The 24,428-nt window shown below is 72.5% G+C and carries 24 protein-coding genes and 1 pseudogene; 12 read left to right on the top strand and 13 right to left on the bottom strand.

The window, feature by feature from the left end; all coding sequences use genetic code 11:
- Nucleotides 1-278: 278 nt before the first annotated feature.
- The 13 genes and pseudogenes from OG823_RS34480 to OG823_RS34420 all read right to left on the bottom strand — a co-directional run bounded on the left by OG823_RS34480 (nt 279) and on the right by OG823_RS34420 (nt 13,217).
- Nucleotides 279-722, bottom strand: a complete 444-nt coding sequence (locus tag OG823_RS34480) for a MarR family transcriptional regulator (protein ID WP_371484881.1) — start codon at nt 720-722, stop codon at nt 279-281.
- Nucleotides 722-1,318, bottom strand: coding sequence for a hypothetical protein (locus OG823_RS34475; protein WP_371484880.1), 597 nt, complete (start codon nt 1,316-1,318; stop codon nt 722-724). The genes OG823_RS34480 and OG823_RS34475 overlap by 1 nt, the downstream gene beginning before the upstream one ends.
- 1,042 nt (nt 1,319-2,360) lie before the next feature.
- Nucleotides 2,361-2,729 (bottom strand): hypothetical protein, encoded by a 369-nt coding sequence (locus OG823_RS34470; protein ID WP_371484878.1) that lies wholly within the window; start codon nt 2,727-2,729, stop codon nt 2,361-2,363.
- 163 nt (nt 2,730-2,892) lie between these two features.
- Nucleotides 2,893-3,303 carry a hypothetical protein gene (locus OG823_RS34465; RefSeq protein ID WP_371484876.1) on the bottom strand — a complete coding sequence of 137 codons (411 nt, stop codon included), beginning with the start codon at nt 3,301-3,303 and terminating at the stop codon, nt 2,893-2,895.
- A gap of 76 nt (nt 3,304-3,379) precedes the next feature.
- Nucleotides 3,380-3,943 (bottom strand): helix-turn-helix domain-containing protein, encoded by a 564-nt coding sequence (locus OG823_RS34460; RefSeq protein ID WP_371484875.1) that lies wholly within the window; start codon nt 3,941-3,943, stop codon nt 3,380-3,382.
- 51 nt (nt 3,944-3,994) lie between these two features.
- The gene (locus OG823_RS34455; RefSeq protein ID WP_371484873.1) at nt 3,995-4,360 is read right to left on the bottom strand and encodes a hypothetical protein; all 366 of its coding nucleotides are present in this window, start codon (nt 4,358-4,360) and stop codon (nt 3,995-3,997) included.
- A gap of 112 nt (nt 4,361-4,472) precedes the next feature.
- Nucleotides 4,473-6,821, bottom strand: coding sequence for a helix-turn-helix transcriptional regulator (locus OG823_RS34450; RefSeq protein ID WP_371484871.1), 2,349 nt, complete (start codon nt 6,819-6,821; stop codon nt 4,473-4,475).
- Nucleotides 6,822-7,283: 462 nt separating this feature from the next.
- Nucleotides 7,284-7,571: a hypothetical protein gene (locus OG823_RS34445; protein ID WP_371484870.1), complete on the bottom strand. Its 288-nt coding sequence runs from the start codon at nt 7,569-7,571 to the stop codon at nt 7,284-7,286.
- A gap of 55 nt (nt 7,572-7,626) precedes the next feature.
- A complete protein-coding gene (locus OG823_RS34440) occupies nt 7,627-7,920 on the bottom strand; it encodes a hypothetical protein (RefSeq protein ID WP_371484869.1) in 294 nt (97 codons plus the stop codon).
- A 297-nt stretch (nt 7,921-8,217) separates the two neighbouring features.
- A pseudogene (gene dnaB / locus OG823_RS34435) lies at nt 8,218-9,735 on the bottom strand (replicative DNA helicase); the annotation flags it as partial.
- 88 nt (nt 9,736-9,823) lie between these two features.
- Entirely contained in the window at nt 9,824-10,384 is a 561-nt protein-coding gene (locus tag OG823_RS34430) for a hypothetical protein (protein ID WP_371484867.1), read from the bottom strand.
- A gap of 1,295 nt (nt 10,385-11,679) precedes the next feature.
- Nucleotides 11,680-12,438 (bottom strand): protein phosphatase 2C domain-containing protein, encoded by a 759-nt coding sequence (locus OG823_RS34425; RefSeq protein WP_371484865.1) that lies wholly within the window; start codon nt 12,436-12,438, stop codon nt 11,680-11,682.
- 11 nt (nt 12,439-12,449) lie between these two features.
- Nucleotides 12,450-13,217 (bottom strand): GntR family transcriptional regulator, encoded by a 768-nt coding sequence (locus tag OG823_RS34420; protein WP_371484863.1) that lies wholly within the window; start codon nt 13,215-13,217, stop codon nt 12,450-12,452.
- Between the two features lie 345 nt (nt 13,218-13,562).
- Here OG823_RS34420 and OG823_RS34415 point away from each other — a divergent pair, with 345 nt between their 5' ends.
- The 12 genes from OG823_RS34415 to OG823_RS34360 all read left to right on the top strand — a co-directional run bounded on the left by OG823_RS34415 (nt 13,563) and on the right by OG823_RS34360 (nt 24,379).
- A complete protein-coding gene (locus OG823_RS34415) occupies nt 13,563-14,108 on the top strand; it encodes a hypothetical protein (protein ID WP_371484862.1) in 546 nt (181 codons plus the stop codon).
- 165 nt (nt 14,109-14,273) lie between these two features.
- A complete protein-coding gene (locus OG823_RS34410; protein WP_371484860.1) occupies nt 14,274-14,696 on the top strand; it encodes a hypothetical protein in 423 nt (140 codons plus the stop codon).
- Between the two features lie 215 nt (nt 14,697-14,911).
- Nucleotides 14,912-15,223: a hypothetical protein gene (locus tag OG823_RS34405; RefSeq protein ID WP_371484858.1), complete on the top strand. Its 312-nt coding sequence runs from the start codon at nt 14,912-14,914 to the stop codon at nt 15,221-15,223.
- A 110-nt stretch (nt 15,224-15,333) separates the two neighbouring features.
- On the top strand, nt 15,334-15,564 hold the full coding sequence (locus OG823_RS34400) for a hypothetical protein (RefSeq protein WP_371484855.1): 231 nt from the start codon (nt 15,334-15,336) through the stop codon (nt 15,562-15,564).
- Between the two features lie 125 nt (nt 15,565-15,689).
- On the top strand, nt 15,690-15,947 hold the full coding sequence (locus OG823_RS34395; protein ID WP_371484854.1) for a hypothetical protein: 258 nt from the start codon (nt 15,690-15,692) through the stop codon (nt 15,945-15,947).
- 40 nt (nt 15,948-15,987) lie between these two features.
- On the top strand, nt 15,988-18,075 hold the full coding sequence (locus tag OG823_RS34390; RefSeq protein ID WP_371484852.1) for a hypothetical protein: 2,088 nt from the start codon (nt 15,988-15,990) through the stop codon (nt 18,073-18,075).
- A 234-nt stretch (nt 18,076-18,309) separates the two neighbouring features.
- Complete coding sequence (locus OG823_RS34385; protein ID WP_371484850.1) at nt 18,310-18,849, top strand: hypothetical protein; 540 nt, start codon at nt 18,310-18,312, stop codon at nt 18,847-18,849.
- A complete protein-coding gene (locus tag OG823_RS34380; RefSeq protein ID WP_371484848.1) occupies nt 18,846-19,082 on the top strand; it encodes a hypothetical protein in 237 nt (78 codons plus the stop codon). Before OG823_RS34385 ends, OG823_RS34380 begins: the two co-directional genes overlap by 4 nt.
- Before the next feature lie 132 nt (nt 19,083-19,214).
- Entirely contained in the window at nt 19,215-21,428 is a 2,214-nt protein-coding gene (locus OG823_RS34375) for a hypothetical protein (protein ID WP_371484846.1), read from the top strand.
- Nucleotides 21,429-21,431: 3 nt separating this feature from the next.
- Entirely contained in the window at nt 21,432-21,860 is a 429-nt protein-coding gene (locus OG823_RS34370; protein ID WP_371484845.1) for a hypothetical protein, read from the top strand.
- 219 nt (nt 21,861-22,079) lie between these two features.
- The gene (locus tag OG823_RS34365; protein WP_371484844.1) at nt 22,080-22,898 is read left to right on the top strand and encodes a hypothetical protein; all 819 of its coding nucleotides are present in this window, start codon (nt 22,080-22,082) and stop codon (nt 22,896-22,898) included.
- A complete protein-coding gene (locus OG823_RS34360; RefSeq protein ID WP_371484842.1) occupies nt 22,898-24,379 on the top strand; it encodes a transfer protein in 1,482 nt (493 codons plus the stop codon). The genes OG823_RS34365 and OG823_RS34360 overlap by 1 nt, the downstream gene beginning before the upstream one ends.
- Nucleotides 24,380-24,428 lie beyond the last annotated feature (49 nt).

Below are 24,428 nucleotides of genomic sequence, written 5' to 3'. Positions count from 1 at the left end.
GAAGGCGCGGCCGACCTGCTCGGCAGCCCGTTTGACGGGGCGTGGTGAGGCTGCCGTGCCCGGAATGCTAGGCCTGCCGACGTCGCTCGAATAGAGCTGTGACCAGGGATTTTTACCGTCGCGAGCATGCCAGTCGACCGGATCGCTGACGGTCGGTGAGCGCTGGCCGACCCGCTTGGCAACGGAGGGCGCGTTCGACCCTGCAGGTTATGTCTGGCGATAACTTCTGTGGGCTTCCAACCCGCACTCGCGGTCAGCAGTCAACTGGTGTCAGTCGTTCAGCCGGTGGCGGCCAGGCCCCCGCGGCCGCCGCGCGGTGGCCGGCGGTGGTAGGCCGGGAGGATCACCTCGGGGACGTCGGCTGGCACCTCGGAGAGCGCCTCGACCCACTCCTCCTGGCTGCCCTTGAAGGCGATCCGCGGGTTGATGCGGTGCAGGCCGTTGGAGACGCGCCAGATGAGACCGAGCTCGGCCAGGCGTCCGAGAGCCGGCGAGATGTTGCTCTTCTTGGTGCCGAGCCGGTCGGCGATCTCCTCCAGCGTGAGGGGGACCCAGCCGCCGTCCGTCATCTCGCTAAGGACGGTGTGCCAGACGTCGTACTGCAGAGTCGTCAGCCGGTACAGGGGTAGCGCACGCGAGAGGTCCTGCGCCGTGAACACCGAGTCCTCGGCGGTCAGGAAGGTCGCGGTCTCCTGGTCCTGGTCGTGGCGTTCGGCGGTCATCACAGCGACTCCAGCTTAGGTCGGCGGGTGCGGCGCGGCGGGCGGACCTCGCCCTCGGGCAGACGGATCTCGGGGATGCTGTCGGGCATCAGCGCCAGGGCGCGCTGCTGCTCGGCGCTGCTGCCCCAGAACGCGATGCGCGGGTTGATCCTGTAGCGGCCGCGCTTCTCCAACCACATGAAGCCCATGCCGAGGAACTTCGCCAGGGCCTCCCCGGCTTCCTTGCGGCCGATGCCCAGGCGCTCGCCGAGCTTGATGACGGTGGTCAGGACGATTCCGCCCTTGAGCTGGGCGCCGAGCATGGTGTGCCAGACGTCGTACTCGGTGGCGGTCAGGCCGATGAACGGCAGCTTCGCCGACAGCTCCTTGGAGGCCATGTAGAAGGTGTGCCCGAGGAAGTCGAAGTCCTCACGCCGACCGGCCCCCGGCTCCGGGGCTGGAGCCGGGTTGACCGAGACGGACTCGCCCGGCTCCAGACGGATCGCGACGACGTTCTGCCCGCCCGCGGTCTCGGGAGGCGGGGGCTTGGCGGGCTGATGGCCCGGCCGGGATGAGGGAAGGCGCACCACACGGCCGCCCGTCGAGGGACTGATCACCACCAAAGGTTATCCCGAGAGATAACTTTTGTGGGTCTAGGACCCTCATTCGGCGCGCCGGATCCCGAGTGTGGGATTACAGTCCTCAGTTACTTGTCAGTAATGGGGGTTACAACCCCACACTCGTCAAGCGTTTCCCCAGGTCAGAGCGTTCCCCCTCTTTACATACCCTAGAACCACCCCGCCGTCGCACGCTGCCCATCGGGCTACGCCCGATCCCGCAAGCCGCGAGGCCTCCCCCCGAGTAGCGCCGCCACCGTTCGGCCTCCGGCGGGCTTGCCGTCCGTGCCGCTCCCGCTCCCCGGGCTTGGCACCGCGGCCAACTGCTGACCGTTGTAGCTGGACTGTACGGCGCCGATCACGGAAGTCCGGCTGCCGCCGGACCCGGGCCTTGACGGCCCTTTCCGCGCTCATCCACCGGGCGGCCGGCTTCCGTGCCCTGCCGGTACACGGTGGCGGCGCGGGATCACCGGCGCGGCCCGCGCCGGGCCGGGCCGACGCTGCTGTGGTCGTCGTGATGGTGGCGCAGCTCGGTCTCGTCCAGGTGGGCTCTGGCGGTCGGGGCTTCAGGGTCGGCCCGCGGGCCGGTGCGCTCGGCAGGCCGGTGCGGCAGGGGCCTTGGCCCTGCACGGGTGCCCGCCAGCTCGTCGACGGCAACTGCCCAGGGAGCGCCGTCCTCGGCGCGAGCGGTGCGGCGACGGGCCGACGGCTGGGCCGGCCACGGCCCGGATGGCGGATCCGGCGGCGCAGGGTAGGCGGCAGCTGGATGGTCCAGCGCATCCAGGCGCTGGTCACGGGTGCGGGGGCGAAGCACGCCGCGGCCCGCCTAGGCGGCGCAGTGGGCCGCGATGGCGGCTCGGTTGCCGCCCGGGCCCGGCCGTCCGGCAGGGCAGCGGCGTGCACCCGGCCGGGGTGGGGAGATCGAGGGGAGGGTCTGCGGCCGGGCAGGCCTCCAAGGGGCGGGGGGACCGTAGGCTCACGCACTGAGTGGCCCTCGCGATTCGAGCGCGAGGGCCACTCACCGGTCAGGAGCGGCGCTGGTTCAGCCGGCGGCCTGGGCGCAGGCGCTCGGGCCGGTGTGCCAGTAGCGGAGCTCGGTGTCGCCGCGTTCGCCGGGCAGCGGCATGTCGGAGAGCCAGTGGCCGGTGATGGGGTGGTGGCAGTCCGCGCAGATGTGCAGTCCGGTCGCGGTGAGGCCGTGGGCGCCGTGGCAGCCGACGTCGGCGCAGTCGAGGTCGGGGTGGGCGTTCTGGTGGCCGGTCAGGACGCAGGTGTCGCAGTGGCCGGGCAGGCCGGCGGCGGTGCGTTTGGGCGAGGGCGTGCCGGTGAAGCGGGCGGTGGCGGCCGGGGCGGCGGGCAGGAACATCTCGCCCTCGACCGCGGTCAGCGGCAGTTCGAGTCTCTCCTCCACGGCATTCCTCTTGTCTGTCGGATGTTCACCGGTGAATTCCGGTCGCGGGTTTATCAGTCGGCCCGGGTCCGCCTTTTCGAGCGCCCTTGTACCCCTATTTTCGGCGACACGAGGACGGTACGAAGGCGACGCGGCGTCGGGCTGGGGCGCCGGGTGGGTGGTTTCAGGTGCCGTCGGGCAGCCGGTCGGCGGCCTCGAGCATCTCGGCGGCCTCGCGCAGGGCTGCCGCCAGGCCGAGCCGGCCCCAGCTGCCGTAGAGGCTGATACGCAGGTTGTCGACGCCCTCGAGGTCCGCGTCCAGGGTCTCCACCATCGGCTCCTCGTCGGTGTCGGAGTAGTGGGCGACGTGGTGGCGGGCGCGCACGCGCATGCTGCACCCGACGGTGGGCTGCAGGAGCAGTTGGACGTCGCACTGCTCGCGGCCGTCCTCGCCGGTGACGGCGACCAGGACGTCGGCGACGGGGCCGGGCCGTAGGTCGGAGGCGGCGGCGAAGGTCCAGCCGGCGCGGCTGTAGTCGGGGGTGTCGAAGACCTCGGGGTCGGGTTCGCCGACGGGGAGGTAGCGGGTGCTCACACGGGTCTCCTTCGATGTCGGAGCGGGTGTCGGGGGTGCCGCCGGCCCCGGACCGGGCCGGGGGCACGGCAGGGGTCTACAGGCCTTCGACGTCCATCCAGGAGATGTCGTTCAGCTCGACGTCGAGGCCGCCGGCGCGGTGGCCGTTGTCCTTGAAGTAGTGCTCGCGCAGGCCCTCGGCGAGGATCCGCTCCTGCTCGGCCTGGCCGGCTCCGGCGTCCCGGGCGGCGTACAACTTCTGGGCGACGGACCCGGGCATCTTCTGGGTGATGGTGCGCGAGCGGGGGTCGTCGGTGGAGCCGGCCGCGGAGCTGTAGCCGAAGGTGGCACTCATGTGGAGCATGAAGCCGCGCTGCTCGGCCTCGCGGCGCACCCGCTGGCGCACCTTGGGCTGCCACTTCGCGCGGACCTGCTGTTCGACCTTCTTCGCGGCGGCCGGCTTCGGGGCGCCCTGGCCCTTGAGCCAGCGCTGCACGGTGCGCTGGGAGACGCCGAGCTCGGCGGCGAGCGCCTTGGTGGAGCCCTTCGCGCCCTTGAGCAGGAACCGCACCTGGGCGGCGGTGGACTGCGGGATCGGGCGGGTGCGCTCCGCGCGGCCCAGGCCCTCGTCGATCTCCCCCATCGGACTGTCCTTCCTCATGATGACGACGTTCGTGGTGGCCGGTCGGCTGGTCAGGCGGGCGGGTTGCGGTCAGCGGGCCCAGCCGATGTGGGTGAACCGGGCGCCCTGGTCGGCGAGGTCGTGGCGCGAGGTCGCTTCCTCGCGGGCGTACACCAGCGGCAGCAGCAGGTCCTCGCGGCCGTCGCTGGTGGGCACCTCGGCCCACACCGTGCCCCGGTCGTCCAGCAGCACCGCCGCGTGGTCCTCGCTCGGCGCGGCGGCCGGGGGTAGAAGGCCGGCCTGCTCGGCCGCGCGCAGCCAGGTGCCGGCCTGCTCGAGCATCTGGGCCCGGACTTCCGGCTTCAGGCGCGCCCAGGCGGCCGGCGCCGACCTGATGTGGTGCCAGTAAGCGACGGCGAGCTGCTCGACACGCGGATCCTGCTCCGTGTGCTCCATGCGGGTCCTCCCCTGTCGCGGCCGCCGGTCGGCGGGCCGCTGCTGGTGCTGTCGTGCTGGTCGTGGGTGGTGCGGGCCGGGCCCGCGTCGTGCGGGCCCGGCCGGGGTGCGGCTACTCGTCGGCGGAGACGATGCCGCCGGCCTTCATGTGCCGGGCCGGGTTGGTCCCCTCCGCGATCAGCTCGGCGACCTCGCTCATCGGCCTGCTGCCCTCGAACTTGACCATCCCCGGGCTGACGCCGAGGCGCAGCGAGGTGGTGAGGGTGGCGTCGGGGCGGGTGAGGATGTCGAGGGCGCCGGGGCCGGGGGCGGCGAAGACGGCGCAGTCGGAGAGGACGGCGAGGGCGTAGAGGCCGGTGTGGCCGGCCATCTTGCGGAGTTTGCGGTGGAGGTTGACGGTGGCGGTGTCGATGACCAGGGCGCGCATCAGCGGGTCCCAGGTCGGCCGGTCCAGGGCGGCCCAGCGCTCGCCGGGCTTGTAGCCGTGGCCGCGGGGGCGTTCGCGCATCTTGCCGATGGTGCCCTTGGCGGTCTGCTTGATCGCGGTGAGCACCGCGACCTCGGCCGGGTCACCCTGCTTGACGGCGGCCATGGCGTCGAGGAACGCCAGCGGGTCGGTGTCGGCGAGGGTGAGCGGCACACCGAGGGCTGCCATCGTGTCGACGTACGCAGCCCGGAGGCGCTTGTGCCACGGGTCCAGGTACGGGCCGCTCTCGTGCCGCAGGTACGCCTCCAGCGGCTGCACCGTGGCGCCGAGCTCCACCGCGTAGGCGACCTTCGCCGTGGAGTACCAGGCCGGTCCCGTCGGCCGGGAGCCGTCGGCGGTGAACGGCGAGGGGAGCAGCGGGTTCGTGTCGATGCCGGACAGGTCCACCAGCCACGACCCCGGCGTCTTCGGGTCGAAGACCGGGTTGAACTCCTGGACGGGCCCGGACAGCGGCAGGATCAGGCGGCCGGCGGCGGCGAGGAAGGCCATGTTGACGTCGAGGCCGACCGCGAACGGCGCGGCCTTCTCCGCGTCGGTCAGCTCGCGGTGCCAGTCCCACGCCTCGGTCACCAGCTCGTCGCCGAGCTGGCGGTCCTGGGCGAGCGGATGCACGTCCGGGACCTCCGACGGCGCCGGATCGAACCCGTCCTTCGGCCGCGAGCCCTCCACCGCGCCGGACGTCCACCCCGTGTCGGTGCGCACCGCGCGGGTCGGCGGGCGCAGCGCGGTCACCAGCTCGAGGCCGGAGACGGCGGTGGAGCCGCGCGGGGTGAGGACGCGCTTCGCGTAGGTGCCGAGCAGGCGGGCCAGGTCGGCCGGGGCGAGGTCGTCGGGGATGGTCCAGCCGCCGGAGGTCAGCGCGCCCCAGGCCGGGATGCACAGCTGGACGCACTGGCGGCGGCCGTCCTCGGGGGTGCGGTAGATCCGCGCCCACGGACCGAGGCCACGCTGGGTGAGCAGCCAGCCCGCCTTCTCCACCGCCTTGACCGACTTGTGGGTCTTCGGCAGCTGGCCCAGGCGCTGCACGAACTCGGTCTTCTCGTCCCGGCCCATCCGGGGCAGCCCGAGCTCGGCGAGCGCGGCGTCGGCGATGACGACCAGGGCGTCGCCGTCCTTGCCGTGCCGGTGCAGCCGCGCCGAGCCGAACCCGGCCTCCAGCGCCCACTCCACGACGGCCGCCAGGGTCCGGCCGGCCGGGGCGGTCGGCGCCACCGTGCCGTCGGCGAGGTAGGCCACGAAGCCCTTGCCCGAGGGGGCGACGTCGAGGACCGCGAGGGGACCTGCCGGGAACCGCGCCGCCGCGGCCGCCTCCCAGTCGGCCGGCCCCTCGGTGGCCGCAGCCGTCTTCGCCGGAGCCTTGCGCGCCCTGGAGGACGCCGCCGGACGTGATGACACCGCACGACGTGCAGACGGCGCAGCAGCGGGGGCGGCCTGGTGAGCCACGGCCGGGATCTGCTCGACGGGCTGCACGGCGGCCGGGACGGCCGGGGTGGCCGGGGTGGCGCCGGGGCGGCAGAACCCGCCCAGGTGCATCGGCCGGCCCTGCGCCCGGTAGACGGACGGCTGCCCGCACTGCACACACGCCAGCGGCGCGGCCATCAGCAGCGAACCGTCCGGGTTCTGGTCCAGCATCACCAGCTGTGCCGGCGCCGCCTGCTCGGGCGCCGGGGCGGCGGCGAAGGCCTCCGGCACCGCGACCGGCACCGGGGCAGGCTGCTCGGTCGCGGGCGCGGGGAAGCGCGTGGCGAGGCCCCGCAGCAGCTCGGCGTACTTGCCTCGCTGCGGCGGCCGCGGCTCGCTGCGCCCGGTCTCCCAGGCCCAGATCGTCTCCTCGCGCACGCCGACCGCCCCGGCCATCTTGGGGCGGGTCACCTTCGCTGCCTTCCGTAGCCGCAGGCGCTCCGCCGGCGGCGGCAGCACCTCCTGGTCGACCTCCGCGAGCAGCGCGGCGACCGGGTCGATCTCCTCTGACATGGGTGTACCTCCTGCACCCATCCTAGCGCAGATCTAAGGTTGGATCTAAGGAATTGCTAACCCCGAACGGGTGACTTCAGGACCGGACCAAAAGCGGCATATCGGGTGGGGGTCTCCTCACCAGCCGGACGGGGGTCTATGCACCAGCCGGATGGGGGTCTCCTCACCAGCCGGACACCCTCAAGAGAAGTAGAGAGAGAACGCGGCGAGCCCCTCCCGGACGCCCGAAGGGCATCTACAGGTGGTCCTCGCGCGCGAGGCGCGAGGCCGCTGCGCGGGCCGGCCGACGGGGCTTCACGGGCCGGGGTGGCAGCACCGGTGCTGCCAGGGGTAGCAGCGTGGGTGCTGCCACCCTGGCAGCACCCACGCTGCCCAATATCTAGAACCCGTATCCAGAACCCAGGTCCAGACGCCTCCCGGACGGCCGTAGGCCAAGTGACGGGTGGCTGCGCGTGAGGGCCGTCAGTCGGCCGAGGGCCGCGGCTCGGGAAGATCCTCGGAGAACCGGTTGCGCAGGTTGTTGAGCGCAAATCGCCGGATCTCGGGGTCAGCCGGCTGGCTTCCGTCGAGGCTTCCGAAGACCTGGACACGGATGGCGTTGAGCTCGTGCTCACCCCACTGGGCAAGCAGTCGCGCGCCCTCTCCAGTCCCGCTCAGCGCAGCACCCTTGCTGATGAAATCACCGATGTGGATGATGGCGCGTCGCACGAGTTCGTCGGCATCGTCGATCGAACTGACCTTGTTGGCCATGTCGTTGCTCCTTATGTGAGGTCCCTAGGGATTCTTTCGTTGCGGCGTCGAGCTGTCAGCCGCCGTGGAGGCAGTGCTCGCAGTCGCATTCGTGCTCGGAGTAGAAGGCAACGTCCTCCTCGTGGGCGGACTCCGGGTCGGCCTGGAGCGTCGGCCACTGGCCGCCGGCGCGCTCGGCGTCGACTGCGGCCTGGAGCTCGGCGACCATTTCGGCGACCAGGGCCAGGCGGTAGGCGACGGTGTCGGGGTGGTCCTTGAGGGAGCCCCGGACGGTGATGTCGGCGAAGTCGCCGATCAGGCCGGTCGCGGCGACCTGGAGGGAGTCCATCTGGAGGTTGATGCTGGTCACGATGGGGTTCCTCTCGGGTTGGGATGCTTCCCGTACGTCCGGCGGCGGGCCGCCGACCGAGGTGGATCGCTAGATCGTCTTCTGCCGGGCGATCTAGGGCCCGGATGGGGCGGTAGACCCGTAGGCGGTCCGGGGCCGCCAGAGGGGCCGTCAGAGCCCTTCTGGGCGGTCCTACAGTCCGAGGTCCTCGGCCAGGGTGCTGGGGGTCCAGTCGCTGTACTCGTCGATGGACGGGTCTTCGCTGTGGTGGGGCGAGGAGCCGGGGCCGTAGGTGCGGCCGTGGTCGGGCTCGGGGTCGCGGGTCATGTCTACGAACCTGGACCAGTGACCCTGGAAGGCGACGGTGACGGTGGCGGTGGGCCCGTTGCGGTGCTTGCCGATGATGAAGTCGGCCTCGCCTGCGCGCTTGGACTCCTTCTCGTAGGCGTCCTCGCGGTGCAGCAGGATCACAATGTCGGCGTCCTGTTCGATGCTGCCGGACTCCCGCAGGTCGGAGACCACCGGCTTCTTGTCCGTGCGCTGCTCGGGTCCGCGGTTGAGCTGGGACAACGCGATCACCGGCACTTCGAGCTCCTTGGCCAGGAGCTTGAGCGTGCGGGAGATGTCGCTGACCTCCTGCTGGCGGGTCTCGGGGCGTCGGCCGCCGAGCTGGAGCAGCTGGAGGTAGTCGATGACGACCAGGTCCAGGCCGTGCTTCTGCTTGATCTTGCGGCACTTGGCGCTGATGCCGAGCGCGGTCTGGCCGGGGTTGTCGTCGATGCGCAGCTGGGCGTCGGTCATGCGGCTGAGGGCGCGGGCGCTGCCGGCCCAGTCGTCGTCGGTCATGGTGGTGCCGGCGCGCAGGTGGCTGAGCGGTACGCGGCCTTCGGCGGAGATCATGCGCAGCTGGAGTTCCTTGCGGCCCATCTCCAGGGAGAACATGACGGCGCGGTAGTTGTTGGCGATGCAGGCGGAGCGCAGGACGTCGGTGGCCAGGGTGGTCTTGCCCATGGCGGGGCGGGCGGCGACGACGATGAACTGGCCGGGGTGCAGGCCGTGGGTGAGGGCGTCGAGGTCGGCGAAGCCGGTGGGGATGCCGGAGATGGCGACCTTGCCGGCCTGGCGGTCCTGGACCTCCTGGATGGTGTCGTCCATGCCGTCCATGAGCAGTGATCCGCCGTCGTCGGCCTGCTGGTCGGCGATGTTGAAGATCTCGGCCTGGGCGGCGTTGACGATCTGGTCGACGTCGCCTTCGGCGGCGTAGCCCATGCCGGCGATGCGGGTGCCGGCCTCGACCAGGCGGCGCAGGACGGCGCGTTCGTGGACGATCTCGGCGTAGTACTCGGCGTTGGCGGCGGTGGGGACGGAGTTGACCAGGGTGTGCAGGTAGCCGGGGCCGCCGACGCGGACGAGTTCGCCGCGCTTGGTCAGCTCGGCGGCCACCGTGATCGGGTCGGCCGGCTCGCCGCGGCCGTAGAGGCCGAGGATCGCGTTGTGGATCAGCTCGTGGGCGGGCCGGTAGTAGTCGGTGGGCTTGAGGACCTCGATCACGTCGGTGATGGCGTTCTTGGACAGCAGCATCCCGCCGAGGACGGACTGCTCGGCGCCCAGGTCCTGCGGCGGCACCCTCTCGAACGTCTCGTCCCGGTCGGCGTCGTCCGGGGCGCTGTTCGTGCGGGTGGCCTTGCGGCCCTTCGGGCGGCGCGCGGCCGGGACCGGGGGCGCCGGCGCGTCGGTGTCGGTGGGCGGCTCGCCGCTCCAGTCGTGCTCCTCGAACGCCGGCTCCGGGTCGGCCGGGGTGTCGGGGGCGGTGGTCTTCTGGCTCGGTACGCTCATGGTGATCTCGTCTCTTGGGTTGGGATCGTGCGGCCGCCGGGCCTGGCGAGGTTTTCCGGCGGCCGCTTCGTGCTGTCCGGGGGTGCGGTCAGCCGCTGAGGGCTTCGAGCTCGCGGAGGTAGGCGTCCCGCTTCGAGGCTTCTTCCCGGGCCTGCGCGCCCTGGCGGGCGGCGTGCTCGCGGCCACGGGCCGCACGGGACTGCGGGCCGCGGTTGGCGAGCATCGCCTCCAGGGCCTTGCGGGCGCTCTCGTCGTCGATGCCCTTCGCGGCGTCGAGTTCGCGTCGCTGACGGTCCATGGCGTCGGCGGCCGCGCACTGCGGGCAGCCGGCCGCTTCCAGGCCCGGGTGCGTCGGGCACGGGGCCTGCGGCGGGGTCTGCGGGGCGGGCTTGGCCCGGTCGCGGACCACGATGTGCCGGGGACGCAGGTCCTCGATCCGGACCCCGATCGCGGCCGGCGGGTCCGCCAGGCCGTCAGCGGACTTGGCGACGAGCTCCATCGCCAGGTACTCGTCCGGCTCCTCCCAGCCGAGGAACGCCATCGCGGTCAGCAGCTTCGGGGCGAACCGCCTCGCGTGCCGCAGCCCGCAGGCGAACGGCTTGGGCAGCTCCATCAGGAACGCGACAGCGGCCTTCAGCTCCGGCGTCACCTGCGCGGGGTTCGTCTTGTTCGCGGAGCGATTCCCCCTCCCCCTTCCCGTCCCAGCATCAGCCGAGACGGACGGGACCGGTGCGACTGGGGGGATAGGGGGGGTAGTTCCTACCACCGGGGGTTGTAGGGGGGACAGCCCTCCGCTTCCCGATACCCGGGAAGCGGTCTGACCTGCGGGAATGTGGCGCTCACCACTTCCCGGGTAGCCGGAAGTGGCTACACCAGATCCGGCTACCCGGGAAGTGGTCCCACCTGCGAGAACGTCAGAATGTCCGATAGGCCTGGTCTCCACTTCCCGGTACCCGGGAAGTGGTCCCACCTGCGGTGATTCGGTGGCGCCCAGTGCGGCCGCAACTCGCTGGACCTTCCACGCCTCGTTGTCCTCGGGGTCCTCATATGCCACGTAAGTGACCGGACCGAGACGCCCGCCGCCATCCGGATGCGGGAGCCGGGTGCGCAGGATGTAGCCGGCCTCGATGATCCGGGCGAACGACTTGTAGACCGCGTCGCGGCCCACCAGAACGTCCTCCTTCTTCGAGGACCGAATCCCCTTCTCCTGGAGCTGCTTCCAGATGCCCGGCACCGTGATCTCACTGCCGTCGGCGATGGCGAACAGCGTGTGCAGCAGCACAACGTAGTCCAGGCTGTGCACCAGCTCGCCGCTGAACACCATCGGCCGGTAGACCGTTACGCCCTTGGCCGGCAGGGCGCGAACAATCCGCGCCGACTCGTCGATGCCCTGGGGAGCCTCGCTCATCGAGTCACCTCCGATTCGGTGACGACGGCCAGGAGCAGCCCGGCCTGGACGGCCGGGTGGTGGTTGGGGCGGGTCTGGGCATGGGTGTGGTTCTGCATGCCCATAGAGGTCGGGAATCCGGGGTCCGTGTGACCCGCGGTTGCGTGACGTGCGTCACGGATGGGCGGCGCGGCCGCAGTGGGGCGGCGGTGTCGGGTGGCGGGGTGGCGCAACGAGTGCTCTCTCTCCCGCTGTTGTCGGTCCGTCGGCACCAGGAGATTCCCCCGGCCGGGCGATGTGGCGGGTGCCTCTCGTCCGGACCTAGGTCTGACTGGTACCGTCGGACCGACAACAGCTCTACGTGGTGGAAGCGGCCCATTTCTCTTGGCGGAGGGGGCCGCTTTTGCTTTGTCAGTCGTGGCTGTACAGCGATGCTGCGAGCCTAGAACCCGGGCAGGACCACTCACGCTGTGATGGCCGCCGGGCGTGTCCGCCACGGTCAGCGTGGAGCTGCCTGCCTGTGGATAGAGTTCTCGACTCTCAGGGCGCTGAACCTGTCAGAGCCGGATGGTGCACAGCACAGCGGTCGCATCATCGTGGGGCTTGCCCCGGAATGCTCCGGCCTCCGTTGCTGCCTCGGCGGCGCGAGTGATGTCGATGATGTGCGTCGGCCCATCGGACACCAGGGCGGCCATAAAGCGGTTCCAAGTCCATCCGTACCGCTCGGGGAGCCGGCTGGCGCCGTCGGACAGCACTGCAACAGCGTTGACTTCAGCGAGCGGTACGGACGCAATCACCGCCCGATCTGCGGCTTCGGGTTTCGTGCTGGCAACCCAGAAGCCGCCCGCATCGCTATTCCGAAACCCACGAACCGCATCCCTGGTGTACGACGCGAGGTGAGACGTTCGGTCGTCGACCACGACCTGGACGCTGCCGTCGGTTCGCTGAACGGCTACCGGCGAGTCGGCCAGAGAGAGAATCTCCAGGACACCGTTCCGCGCTCGGACCATGGCCACGGTCGACGACGGACTGTCCGGGTTGGACATGTCGCACGTCCGACCGTGCTCAACTACGAGGGCACGGATCGCCTCGCGCAGGATTTCCCGCAGTTCCTCGTCGCTCGTCAGGAGCGCACAGGAGAGCTGCGCCGCCAGCTGACGTACGTACCAGGCGACGGAGTGAACGCACCCGGTGGGTGCCCCCGTCGCTGTGGCTCCGTCGAGTACGACCGCGAATGCTGGCCCTGTGACGATTGCGTCTTCGTTGACTCCGCCCGGGGTCGGGGCCGTCGCGTGGATGATCTCCAGATTTGCCATGATGTGTGCTCCTACTCGGGCGCGTCGAACTCGTAGGCGAACGTGTGACGGTCGCCGGCCATGACGGACTGGAAGACCTCGACGGGTCGATCCCCCGCGAAGGCGATTCGGTGGAGGTGCACCACCGGTACTCCGGGGCGCAGTTGCAAGGCAGATACCTCGGCCGGGGTGGGCATCTTGGTTTCCAGCTCCTCGCGGATCCGAGTGAGGCGGAAGCCGCGCTCTTCGAGGCGGGCGTATCCTCCCCCCGGCCCCGTGTCTTCCTCGCGGATGCGCGTTCCGGCCACGGTTTCCAGCTCGTAGTAGCTGTCCGCGAGCTGGGTGGGGGTCTGCTCGATCCACGTGCGGCGGCGCCGGACGAATACCGTCGTTTCTGCAGGGATGCCAAACCACTCGGCGACCCATCCCGGCGCCGGCACCTCGGCCAGTTCGAGGACCTCCTGGCGCCATGTGAGGCCCATGAGCTCGACCTCCGCTTGGAACGGGGCCTTGCCTGCGTTCCGGAGGTGGCGTGCGTAGCGGTCTGACCCCACCCGGATCATGGGGGGCCGCTGGACAACAAACACCCCGCGTCCACGCTGTCCTTCGACCAGCCCCTCATTCTTTAGCAGCGCGATGGCCTTGCGTGCGGTCTGGGGTGCGGTCTTGTACTGCTCGACCAGCTCGCTCTCCGACGGCAGCTTGTCGCCCGCAGCGAGCCGCTTGGCTTCGATAGCTGCTCGCAGGTCGTCGGCGATCTGCCGTGACGGCGATCTGGGGTCGGTGGGGTCGATGCTCATGGGACACATCCTAACCTCGGTAGAGAGGTATTGAACAACCCCCACGCAGAGTGCTACGTTCATCACGTCGGAACCTCGGTAGAGAGGTTGCGGGGTAGGGATAGTGCCTGCGAGGGCGCGTTCTGACCTGCAATCTTCGGTCGCGATTTCGGCAGCAAGCCGCCCAATCCGCGAAACAACCTCAGATCTCTGCCTGAGCGTCAGCCGATGGTGATTACCAGCCCCGGAGGCCCGCACAGGAGCACCACCCGCAGCTGTGCTGCCCAGGTCTCGCGGACGATCCGTCGCTCGTGAGGTGTGGAGAACACAGCCGTCGCCCCGCCCCTACGTACTCGGGAGACCGTGATGCGCAGCAACACCCGGCCGGCTCTCCGGCTCAGCACCCTCCGCCCTCACCAGTTCGAGATGACCCCCGGCCTGCCGTTCGCCGTTATCTGCCCCGACTGCCGGGTTTGGCGCCGCATCAACCGCAGCAAGATCCAGCCGCACTTCCTGTCGGACGAGACGACGTACTGCCCCGCGAGCGCCCAGCGCGTCGAGCAGGACGTCACTCCTGAGCAGTGGGCGCTGGCGATCACGGAGGGCGTCGCGGACACCGCCTCCCGCCGTCCGACCACCGTGCTCAAGAAGGTGAAGGCACCGGCCCCCAAGGCCGTCCTCCACATCGCGCAGAGCCGCTCGGACGACCCGGTCGGATCCGACAAGCAGCGCGCCAAGCAGCGCACCCAGCAGTGGGAGGCCGCGCGCGTCGACGTGCTCGTCACTGACGCCCTGCGCCAGCACCCGTTGTACGGCGCGAAGAGCCCGCTCTTCTCGCTCACCCTGCCCGACGGCGTGGCCACGGAGCCGCCCCGGAAGCACCGCAAGCGCAAGGGCCGTCTCGCCGCCTGAACCACCACCAGCACGAACCGCCACGGCCGCCGCCGATCCCGATCACGACGGGGTGGGCGGCGGCCGTGGCTGCTCGTACGCAGCACAGAGCAGCAAGAAGGCCCCGGGGGTCGTACCCCCCGGGGCCTTGTCGGTCGCACCGCACCATGACGAGAGGAAACGACCGTGGACACCATGATGGCACTCGTCGGCACCCTGGCGAGCAACCCGAACACCGACTTCGACGAGCTGTACGGCCGCTACTCGACCCGGCTGCTCGCGGCCGCCGCCGAGCAGCTCGCCGACATCGCCCCGGCCGCCGCCGACCTCGACGAGGACCTGGCCGACGCGGTGTGGGACGACGTCGCCGCCGGCCTCTACCCCGAGGGCCGTCGCGGCCTGGACGGCCTGCTCGTCCTGCTGCGCGACAAGGTCCGCCAGGTCCGCGTCCGCGCGCTCGCCGCCAGCCGCGCGGTCCGCGAGGTCGTCATCGACCTGGACGACCTCGCCAGCAGCGAGCCGGCGACCGGGATCCGCACCCTGCGCCCGCTCCCGGCCACCGTCTCCGCCGCCGTCGCCACCCTCCGCGCCCTCCCCCTGGCCGGGTGACGCGATGACCGACGCCGAGCGCATCGCCGAACTCCAGCGCCAGATCCAGCAGCAGCAGGCCGCCATCGAGGCGCAGCGCGCCGCCGACCGCGCGGCCGCCGCCGGCGGTGCCGGGTGAGCGCCGAGGACGACGCCTGGACCGGCAAGCAGATGGACGAGCTGCTGCGCCGGGCCCGCGAGATGCACCAGCGCGCCCAGGCCGAGAAGAAGAAGAAGTGACCGATCACCGCGCCGCCGGCCCCGGCTGCGCCGACCAGAAGGAGAAGCCCGTGATGAGGGACGGCGAGACGTACGAGCAGTGGCAGGCCGGCCTGGCGCGGATGCACGCCGCGTACGAGGAGGCCGACCGGGCCGAGTACGTCGCCTACATGAACGAGCTCGACGCCCGCGACGTCGCGGCCTGGGCCGACCCGGTCCTGGACCAGGCGGTCAGCGGCGGTGCGCTCCTGGAGCAGCGGCACGTCCTGGACGAGGCCGCCCACCCCGACCTCGTCGAGGCGTTCCGGCGCCTCGCCCCCACGGCCTGACCGCTTCGGTTGCTGTCGTTCGCCACCGCGCCCGCCCCAGCACCACCGGGGCAGGGCGCGGCGGTGTTCGACGGTGCCCGATGCACCGCCCTTGTAGAGAGGACAGCTCGATGAGCAACCACCCCGCCTGGATGGCCGGACACCTCCCCCCGACCCCGCCGGTGCGCCAGCCCGGCCTGCTGCGCCGCATCGCCGACGCCTTCGGCGGCTACGTCACCTACTGCTGCCCCGAGACCGACTGCGACGTTCAGATCCGGGTCCGAGGGATGGAGCCCGGCGAGCAGCGTCGGTATCAGGAACTGGCCTCCGACCACGCTCGCCACAACCACAAGTCCGCCTGAACCTCGGTTGCTGTCGTTCGCCGCCGCCCCCGCCCAGCTTCACCGGGCGCGGGGCGGCGGTGTTCGAAGGTGCCCGACGCACCCCACCGCCGGACCCGGCGGGACCGACCAGAAGGGAGCCGCTCATGTTCGAGCGTCTGCGCAGCGCCGTCACCGACACCGTCATCGAGCTCACGGGCCAGCGCGAGTTCACCCGCGACATCAAGGCGCAGGCCGCCACCGGCGACCGGGAGGCCGCCGCCACGTTTCGCACCGGCACCCTCGCCGCCGCGCTGACCGGCCGGGGCCGCGACGCCCGCGGCCAGGAGGTCGTCGACTACGTCCAGCAGGTCATCGACACGGACGGCGACGCCACCCGCGTCGGCTGGCTGCACCGCCGCTGACCCGCGTTCCCCGCGCACCCATATAGAGGAGGAGCCCGCTGTGGCTGCCCGCACCCGCACCCCCGCCCGCCGCCCCGCGGCCAAGCCCGCCACCCCGACGAAGCCCACCACCGCCCCGGCGGCCGACACCGTGCCCACCCCCCGCGAGCCCGACGCCCCGGCCGTCGACCAGGACGCGGTCGACACCCTGCTGGAGAGCGCCCGCGCCGACGCCGACCAGCTGCGCACCGCAGCCCAGGCCGACGCCGACCAGCTGCTCGCCCAGGCCCGCCAGGCGGTCGCCGACGCCGAGGAGCGCGCCGAGCAGATCCGCACCGAGGCCGGCACCGTCCTGGCGCAGGCCGAGGAGCAGGCGCAGACCAGGGCCGTCGAGCTGGAGGACCAGCTGGCGGCCGCCCGCGACGAGCTGGCCGACGCCGTCCGGCAGCGCACCGCCGCCGAGCAGACGGTCGCCCGGCTCAAGAAGCTGACCGACCAGCAGATCGAGGCCGCCGAGGACACGGTGGCCCGGGTCCGCGCCATCGCCGACGGCGACCTCGCCGCCGCCGAGCAGACCGTGGCCCGCCGGCGCCAGGCCGCCGAGAAGCTGCAGTCCGAGGCAGAGGCCGAGTACGACCGCATCGTGGCCGCCGGCCGCGAGCGGGCGCAGCAGATCATCGCCGACGCTGAGCAGGTCACGGAGCAGGCGCGCACGGAGGCCGAGCAGGTCGCCGAGCACGCCGAGCACCTGGTCGCCGAGGCGAAGGAGCGCGCCGAGCACCTGGTGGCCGTCGCCGAGGCCGACGCGGCGCAGCGGCGCGAGGATGCGGCCCGGATGCGCAGCGAGGCGCAGGCCGAGGCGGCCGAGCTGCGGGAGAAGGCCCGCGGTGAGGTCGAGGCGGCCGAGGAGAGCGCGGCGCGGGTGCTGGACGCGGCGCGCGACAAGGGCGAGGACCTGGTCGCCGATGCCGAGGCGCAGGCGGAGCAGCGTCGGGCGCAGGCGGACCAGGTGTTGGTCGATGCGCGGGAGCAGGCCGAGGAGGCGGTCGCGGAGGTGCAGGCGCGGGCCGAGGCGCAGGCGGCCGGGGTGCTGGCGACGGCGGAGCAGGCGGCCAAGCAGCGCCTGGCCGGCGCCGAGGCCGACGCCCGGTCGGTGATCGGGAAGGCCGAGCAGCGGGTGCGTGAGGTGCTGGCCGACGGTGCCCGCCAGCACGCCGCGGAGCAGGCCCGGCTGGAGGTGTGCCGGGCGGCGGCCGAGGAGGCCGAGGCGCTGATCGCCAAGCAGCGCAAGCGGGAGGACTTCACCGACCGGTGGGGGCCGAAGGTCGCGCTGGCGGCGGCGGTCACCCTGACCGCTTCGGGTGAGTTCGCTCTGGCGAGGCTGGCCGGCTGGCCGTCGTTGGTGGCGTGGGCGTTGCCGCTGGCGATCGACGTCTACGTGGTCCAGGCGTTCCGCCGTCACAAGGACGTCCTCGGTGCCATCGTGCTGATGGTCGCGGCGAACGCCGTCTACCACCTGGCGGCGGCCGGCCTGGTCGGTGTGGTCAAGAGTGGCCCGGACAAGGGTGACGCTCTGTGGTGGCTGATCGTGGGCGTCGCCGCCATCGCCCCGTGGGTGATGTGGCGCCTCCACAAGATCACGGACACCACGGAAGCCGATGAGAACGGCGGCGGTGAGAACGGTCCGGTCGCATCGGCCGGTGAAAGTGCCGCGATGACTGCAGCCGGTTTCACCGATCACCCCGGCATGGTTTCACCGCTCTCACCGGACGACCCGTTCGACGCGCGAGAGCTGAGCGTCTACGAAACCGACCCGCGTGAAAGCGGCGCGGGTGAGAGCGGCCGTCCGATGAGACTCGTTGAGAGCGGCCCGGACGCCGGTGATAACGCCAGCTCGCACCGTGAGAGCGGCCGTGAGAACGGAGCCGGGTCGGCGCTGGTGCGGCGCGGTGGTGAAACCCGCAAGCGCCCCGGCGGCGGCGACGCTGCGATCGAGGCCGAGATCACCTCACTGCACGCTCTCATGATCCGCCGCCAGGGCGCCGACAAGGTTTCGCTCGACGACGCGATCCGGGTCACCGGCAAGAGCCAGGCCACCGCCTGGCGCCGCCTTGAGAGCGCCCGCGAGCGCTACGAGCAGACCGGCTGAAACCGGGCCCGCCCTCGCCGCCCCCATGAGGTGCGCGGGGCGCGGCCCGGCCCCGACGGGCTGTCACAGAGAGCAACCAGAACGGCTGTCGGTCTCTCCGGTGGCCACCAGGGCGAGGAAAGCGCCCTGGTGACCGCCGAAGGTGCCGACGGCACCGAGCACCACCCTATGACCCGTGCATCCGGCCGGAGCCCGGGTCGACCAACCTTCCCCCAGCGTGAGAGGACGGCCACCGTGGCCCACGACGACGACACCGAGTACGGCTGGAAGGCCGACCAGCTCCGTGCCCCCGGCGGCATGGAGATGTACACCGACCAGATCAAGGGCATCTTCCGCGACCACCGCGACGACTTCCGCGCCCTGGCCAACGACCTCGCCGGGGAGCTGAAGTTCAACCCGCCCGCCGGCGACAACGGCCTCCAGGCCGGCTACCACGCCTGGAAGACCGCCCGCCTGCTCCACCAGATGGAGGGCCACGCCCAGGCCATCATCACCCTGTCCGCCAAGCTGCGCGCCACCCACCACGCCGTCTACGTCGAGCTGCCCAAGCGCCGCGCGGAGAAGGCCGAGACCAAGGCCCTGGAGAAGGCCGGCCAGGGCGCGGCGGTGGCCCGCTCGGCGGGCAACGTCAACGACCTGGTCCGCCGGATGGTCGAGCACGCCGGGCAGAACGGCGCGGCCGGGCAGGGCGAGCAGGGCGGGCCGCCGGCCGTGCCCGCGCAGCCCGCCCACCCGCCGGTCTTCGACATGTTCAAGACGGGCACCGGCCAGTGACCGCCCGCGTCCCGGACAAGGCCGCCCGGGAGGCGGCCGCCAAGCGGATGGCCAACCTCACCAAGTTCTACGCCGACCGCCAGGAAGCCGCGACGAGCAACCGCCAGCTCGCCCAGACGCTCGTCGACCAGGCCAAGGCGATCGCCCGCGCCGCCGAGAAGAACGGCGACGACAGCGCCTGGTACTCCCTCGCGCAGAACCTCAGCGCCTGGTGCAACCAGCACGGAGGGTGAGCAGGCCGGGCCCCGAAATCATCATCATCACCGGCTCCGCAAGCACATCACGGGGCCCCAAGGCGCGCGCGTGACACGCGCGCGCGAGGCTCCCAGACCCATCACTGACTGTCAACACGAGAGGAGGGCGAGTTGAGCGGCGACGACGACGGAAACGTGGTCACCCTGCACCCCCGAATCGGCCTGCGCCCGCCCATCGGCCAGGCCCCCGACACCCCCGCGCCGACCCCGATCCCGGCCCCCAACACCCCGGCGCCGGCCGCCTTCCCGCAGCTGCGCCACCGCCGCCCGGCCGCCCCGGCCGTGCTGCCGGTGGCCCTGCCCGCCGCCGCTTCCGGGGCCGTGGTGGTGCCGGGCTCCGGCTCGTCCGGCGCCCCGGCGCTCCCCGCGCCGGGGCCGGCGGGCGGTGCGGCGCCGGTGCGCGACGCGGTCGCGCTCGGCATGCTGACGCTGTCCGCGATCTCGCTGGCGGCCGTGCGCGGAAGCGCCGGCATCGTCTCCTGGATCGCCGCCCGCGCCGAGCACCTGAAGGCGATCCGGGACAAGGCGAAGGACGCCAAGCCCGCCCCGGGCGCCGGCGGCCGGGTCCAGTCCGGGCCCGAGTGGGGCCAGCAGGCCCGCCAGCGCCAGAACACCGCCGGGCCCACCGGTCGCGGCGGCGGGACGAGCGGCCAGGCCGGGCGCGGCTCCGGCGGATCGGTGCCCGCGTCCTTCCGCTCCGGCCCGGCCGCGGGCGGCAAGGGCACGGACCGGCCCGGTGCGCAGTCCAAGACCGACAGCCGGACCGAGCGTCGCGGCGGCGGGGCGCAGCGCCCGGACGCCAGCCTGTCCACGCGGGCCGGCCGGTCGGGCGACCGCGCCCTGGCGGACCGCTTCAAGAGGGACAAGGAGCAGGACAGGGCCAGGAAGGACAAGGAGCAGGAGAAGGAGAGGAAGGACAGGGACAAGAGGAAGGATCCCGCCTCCACGGGCGGGGGGAGCAGCAGCACGACGCCGGAGAAGAAGCCGGCGGGCGGCTCGTCCGGTCCGGCGGCCGGTGCCGGGAAGAAGGGCGCGGGTGCCGGGACGTCCGGCGGGTCGGCCGGGGCGAAGGGCCCGGCCGGACCGGGGGCGAAGAAGGGTGCCGGTGCTGCCGGCGGTTCGTCCTCCACGGCCCCCGGTGCCGGGAAGAAGGACAAGCCCGGGGCGGACCCGGCCCGGCGTACGACGCTGGGTGCGGCGATCGGTGAGGAGGCGCAGCGGCGCCTGGACAAGCGCCGCAAGAACCACGTGCCGGTCTGGCGGGCGCCGAAGAAGCGCAAGCCCAAGAAGAAGGGGAAGAAGAAGCCGTCGGCGGGCACGTCCTCCGGGGCGCCGAAGATGGCGGCGGCGGCCGGCACGGTCAAGCCGGGGGTGAAGCCGCCCACCAAGGGCAAGACGTCCGGCTCGACTGCGAAGGCCGCCACCGCGAAGGCGAAGAAGGCCGCCAGGGCGAAGGCCGCCGGTGCGGCCGGGGCCGCCGCAGCGGGTACGGCGGCCGGCAAGGCCGCCGCCGGCACGGCCACGGGGGCGGCTGCCGGAGCGGCGGGTTTCTGGGCAAGGGCCAAGGCGAAGGCCAAGGCCGCCCGGCCCAAGGGCCGGGCGAAGCGCCCGGCCGGGGCGGGCGGATCCGGCCCGTCCTCGGCGGGAGCGTCGTCGGCGAAGGCCGGGACGCGGGCCCGCTGGGAGCGCACCAACGCCCGCACCTCCGCCACGGGCTCCACGTCGTCGACGTCGTCCGGCACCGGGCCATCGGCCGGCCGGGGCAGGCCTGCCCCGCCGCCCGGAATGGTCCACGAAGTGAACGTGAAGCTGGAGGTCATCCGCCCGCCCAAGGCCTCGCCGCCGCCCGCCCCGTCCGTCGCCGCCCCGGTGGCCAGGCCCGCCCTGGCCACCGGGACAGGCTCCCCCACCCCCACGAGGAACCACATGAGCGATGTCCACGCCCCGTCAGCCGACTCCGAGCTGACCATCTACGACCTGCTGGAGGCCGACAACGACGCCGCCGAGGAGATCCTCGACCGCGTCGACGACGCCAGGGAGGCCGCCTCCGCCTGCGAGGACCTGGAACACCACCTGGAGAGCCTCAAGGCCCAGGTGATGCAGCTGAAGATCCCCGGCCGCCTGCTCGGCTACGTCGACCGGCTGCTGGAGAAGGCCGGCCGCGTCAAGAGCGAGGCCGAGGCCCTGGCCGCCGCCCTCCCGGCCGCGTCCGAGGCCATCAAGACCGCCGCCGACAACGCCTCCGCCATCCACCAGCGCCCGGCCGACAAGACCCGCGACCACGGCTACGCCGCCCCGGCCGAGACCGACTACCACAAGGAGTAGCGCGTGTCCGATCTGCTTCCCGCCGCCCGCCAGGCCGTCGGAGCCGCCATCGAGGTGGTCTCCGACGGCGTCCGCTACGGCATCCTGATCGCCCGCCTCGCCAAGGCCGGCCTGGCCCTGCGCCACATGGCCGACCTCGCCCGCTCCACCTTCGAGTACGTCGGCGAGGTCGCCGCCAGCGTCGACCGGCTCGCCGAGATGGCCGCCGGGATGAACGTCGACGCCGACACCGTCGCCGAGCACCACCAGGCCGCCGACATCATGCGCGGCGCCCTCGCCAACGCCACCACCATGGCGAACGAGTGCGAGGAGATGTCGAGCCTGTTCGACGAGGCGTCCGACGCCCACCAGGCCGATTACGGCGACGTCGCTGAAGCCTTCCAGGCCATGCCCGTCGAGCCCGCCGACCGCGGCTTCTACGCCAACCGCTGACCCACCCCCGGCCCCCGCCCGCTGCCCGGCACCGCACCCGCGGTGCCGGGCAGCGCCGCACCCGCACCCGGAAGGACCACCCCGTGGCCCCCGAGCACGACCCCGAGCCGTCGCCCCTGCCCGCCCGGCTGCTGACCGCCTTCGTCATCGCCGCCGGCGCCCTGTGGCTGCTCGGCGAGCTGTACGCCCACCTGACCCACTGAGAGAGGAGACCACCCCGTGTCGAAGTCCGACCGGGCCCGCCACTGGGCGGGCCGCACCGCGACGGTGGCCGGCGCCGCCGCCCTGACCGCCGCCGTCTTCACCCCGGCCGTCCTGCCCCTCGCCACCCCGGTCGTCCTCGGCACGACCGTCCTGTCGGCCGCCGTCTCCGTGCGGCCCTGGCGGCGCAGCACCCCCGGCGCGGTCAGCGCCCTGTACGCCTCGCCGTCGGTGTTCCTGCTCGGCGAGATGGTCGCCTTCCGGATCGTGCCCGGCGCGCACTGGGGCGAGGGCGCGGCCGTCGCCGTCTGGGCCGGGCTGACCTGGTGGCAGCGCCCCTCCCGCCTCGCGCGCGAACTGGTGCGCCCCAGCGCCGCCACCCCCGCCGTCCCCGACTACGCCCCCGTCACCCTGACGGCCGGCACCCCGGAGGAGCAGCTGGCGCTCGACTGGGCACGGTGGGCGCAGCAGCCCAAGTGCCCGGCGGCCGGCACCTACCTGGAGTACGCCGTGGTCGAGGGCCGCACCGAGTGGCGGGCGCAGATCGTCGCCGTCGGCGGGCGCCCGGTGCCGGACATCCCGATCTCGGCGATCTCGGCGATCACCAACATCCCCGAGGAGCTGATCTCCATCACGGCGGTGCCCGGCCACGGCGCCGGCCGCCGCCAGCTCACCGTCACCCAGAGCACGGGCGCCGAGGCGGCCGAGGCGGAGATGGACCCCTTCACCCGCTGGGACAAGACCATCGCCCCCGGCGCGATGCCCCACTCCCAGCTCATCGCGATCCGACGCGGCAACACCAAGACCGGCGAGATGGAAGAAAGGCTGCGCCCCTGATGAACCTGCCCACGGCCCCCGGAGGCTTCGAGGTCGACGTGATGGAGCTGGAGGTGGAGGTCCCGCCCGGCAAGCTCCTCACCTACGACCTGCGCTCCCTCGCCTCCCACCTGCACATCCTGGACACCGCGTGCATGGCGGTGGAGACCGACGGCCTGACCCGCGCCCTGGTCACCGTCTACGCCGCCCCGCCGCTGGACAAGCTGGACCCGGTCCGCGGCGAGGACCTGGTGATGGACGACCAGGGCTGGCTGACCGTCGGCCGCTACCACGACGGCCAGCCCGCGCAGATCCGCCTGTACGTCCCCGGCTCCGGCGCGCAGCGCGGCGCCCTGTTCGGCACCACCGGCGCCGGCAAGTCCCGCGCCCTGCAGCTGATCCTCGCCGCCGAGAAGCGCTCCGGGATCGTCACCTGGCTCGCCGACCTCAAGGGCGGCCAGTCGGTGCCGGAGGCCGCCGGCCAGGTCGACTGGCGGGTCACCACCCAGGAGGGCCTGCTGGCCATGCTCCAGGCGGCGGTGCGCGTCGCGGAGGAGCGGATGAGCCGCTACGCCGCGATGGGCCGCTCCAGCTTCCTGATCAACCGTCCGGATCCGCTGCTGAGCGTGCGGATCGACGAGGCGAACCGGGCGCTGGAGAAGGGCGCCCCGTACCGGGACAAGATCGCCGCCCTGATCAAGGAGCTCGGCCGCACCGGCCGCTCCGTCGGGGTCGGCATCTCGATCGCGGCGCAGGCCTCGCACGTGGACGAGCTCGGCGGCTCCGACACCCTGCGCGGCATGCTCAAGGAGGGCGACACCATCCTGCTGCGCTGGTCCAGCTCGATGATGCAGTCGCTGGTGTCGGATGGCCTGCTGCCCCCCGGCACGCACATCGTGCCGATCCCCAAGCGCACCGGCCCGCCGGTGCTGCGCTCCCGGTTCGCCACGGTGCGGCCCGGGGCGAAGGTCGCCCGCGGCAACACCGGTGGCATGGCCTACCTGCTCGGCTCCGACCGGCCGACCGCGATGATGCGGTTCTTCCCCGTCGGCTCCATGCACGAGGTCGAGGGCCTGGATCCGCTGATCCTCGACCTGTACGGGCCGGGCGAGCCCGCCCACCTGGAGGTCACCTCGCACGAGGCGGCAGGTCCCGCCTACCTGACCCGCGACGGCGACGGCCCGGCCGAGCTGGTGGCCGCCGCCCAGGAGCAGACGCAGGCACTGGTCGAGGAGGCCGCCGCCGAGCAGAAGGCCTCCACCAGCGGCAAGGCTCCCATCGCGGTGCGCATCATGCGCGCCCTGGAGGAGGCCGCCGAAGCCGCCGACGGCGACGACAGCGAGGGCGCCGGCGCCCTCGACTTCGACGAGATCCTCGCCGCCGTCAACGCCGACGGCGGCAAGACGGTCGGCGCGGCCAGCGTCCGCAACAACCTCTCGATCCTCAACCGCGCCGACCGGATCGCCGCCCTCGGCAGCGGCCGCTACACGCTGCCCGCCTGACCCACCACCACCCCGGCCAGGGGCGCCGCCCACGCGGCGCCCCGGCCCC

Source organism: Kitasatospora sp. NBC_00315 (assembly GCF_041435095.1).
Classification (GTDB): Bacteria; Actinomycetota; Actinomycetes; order Streptomycetales; family Streptomycetaceae; genus Kitasatospora.
Note: the sequence above shows the minus strand (reverse complement) of the source record. Positions and strands in the feature narration are given on the sequence as shown.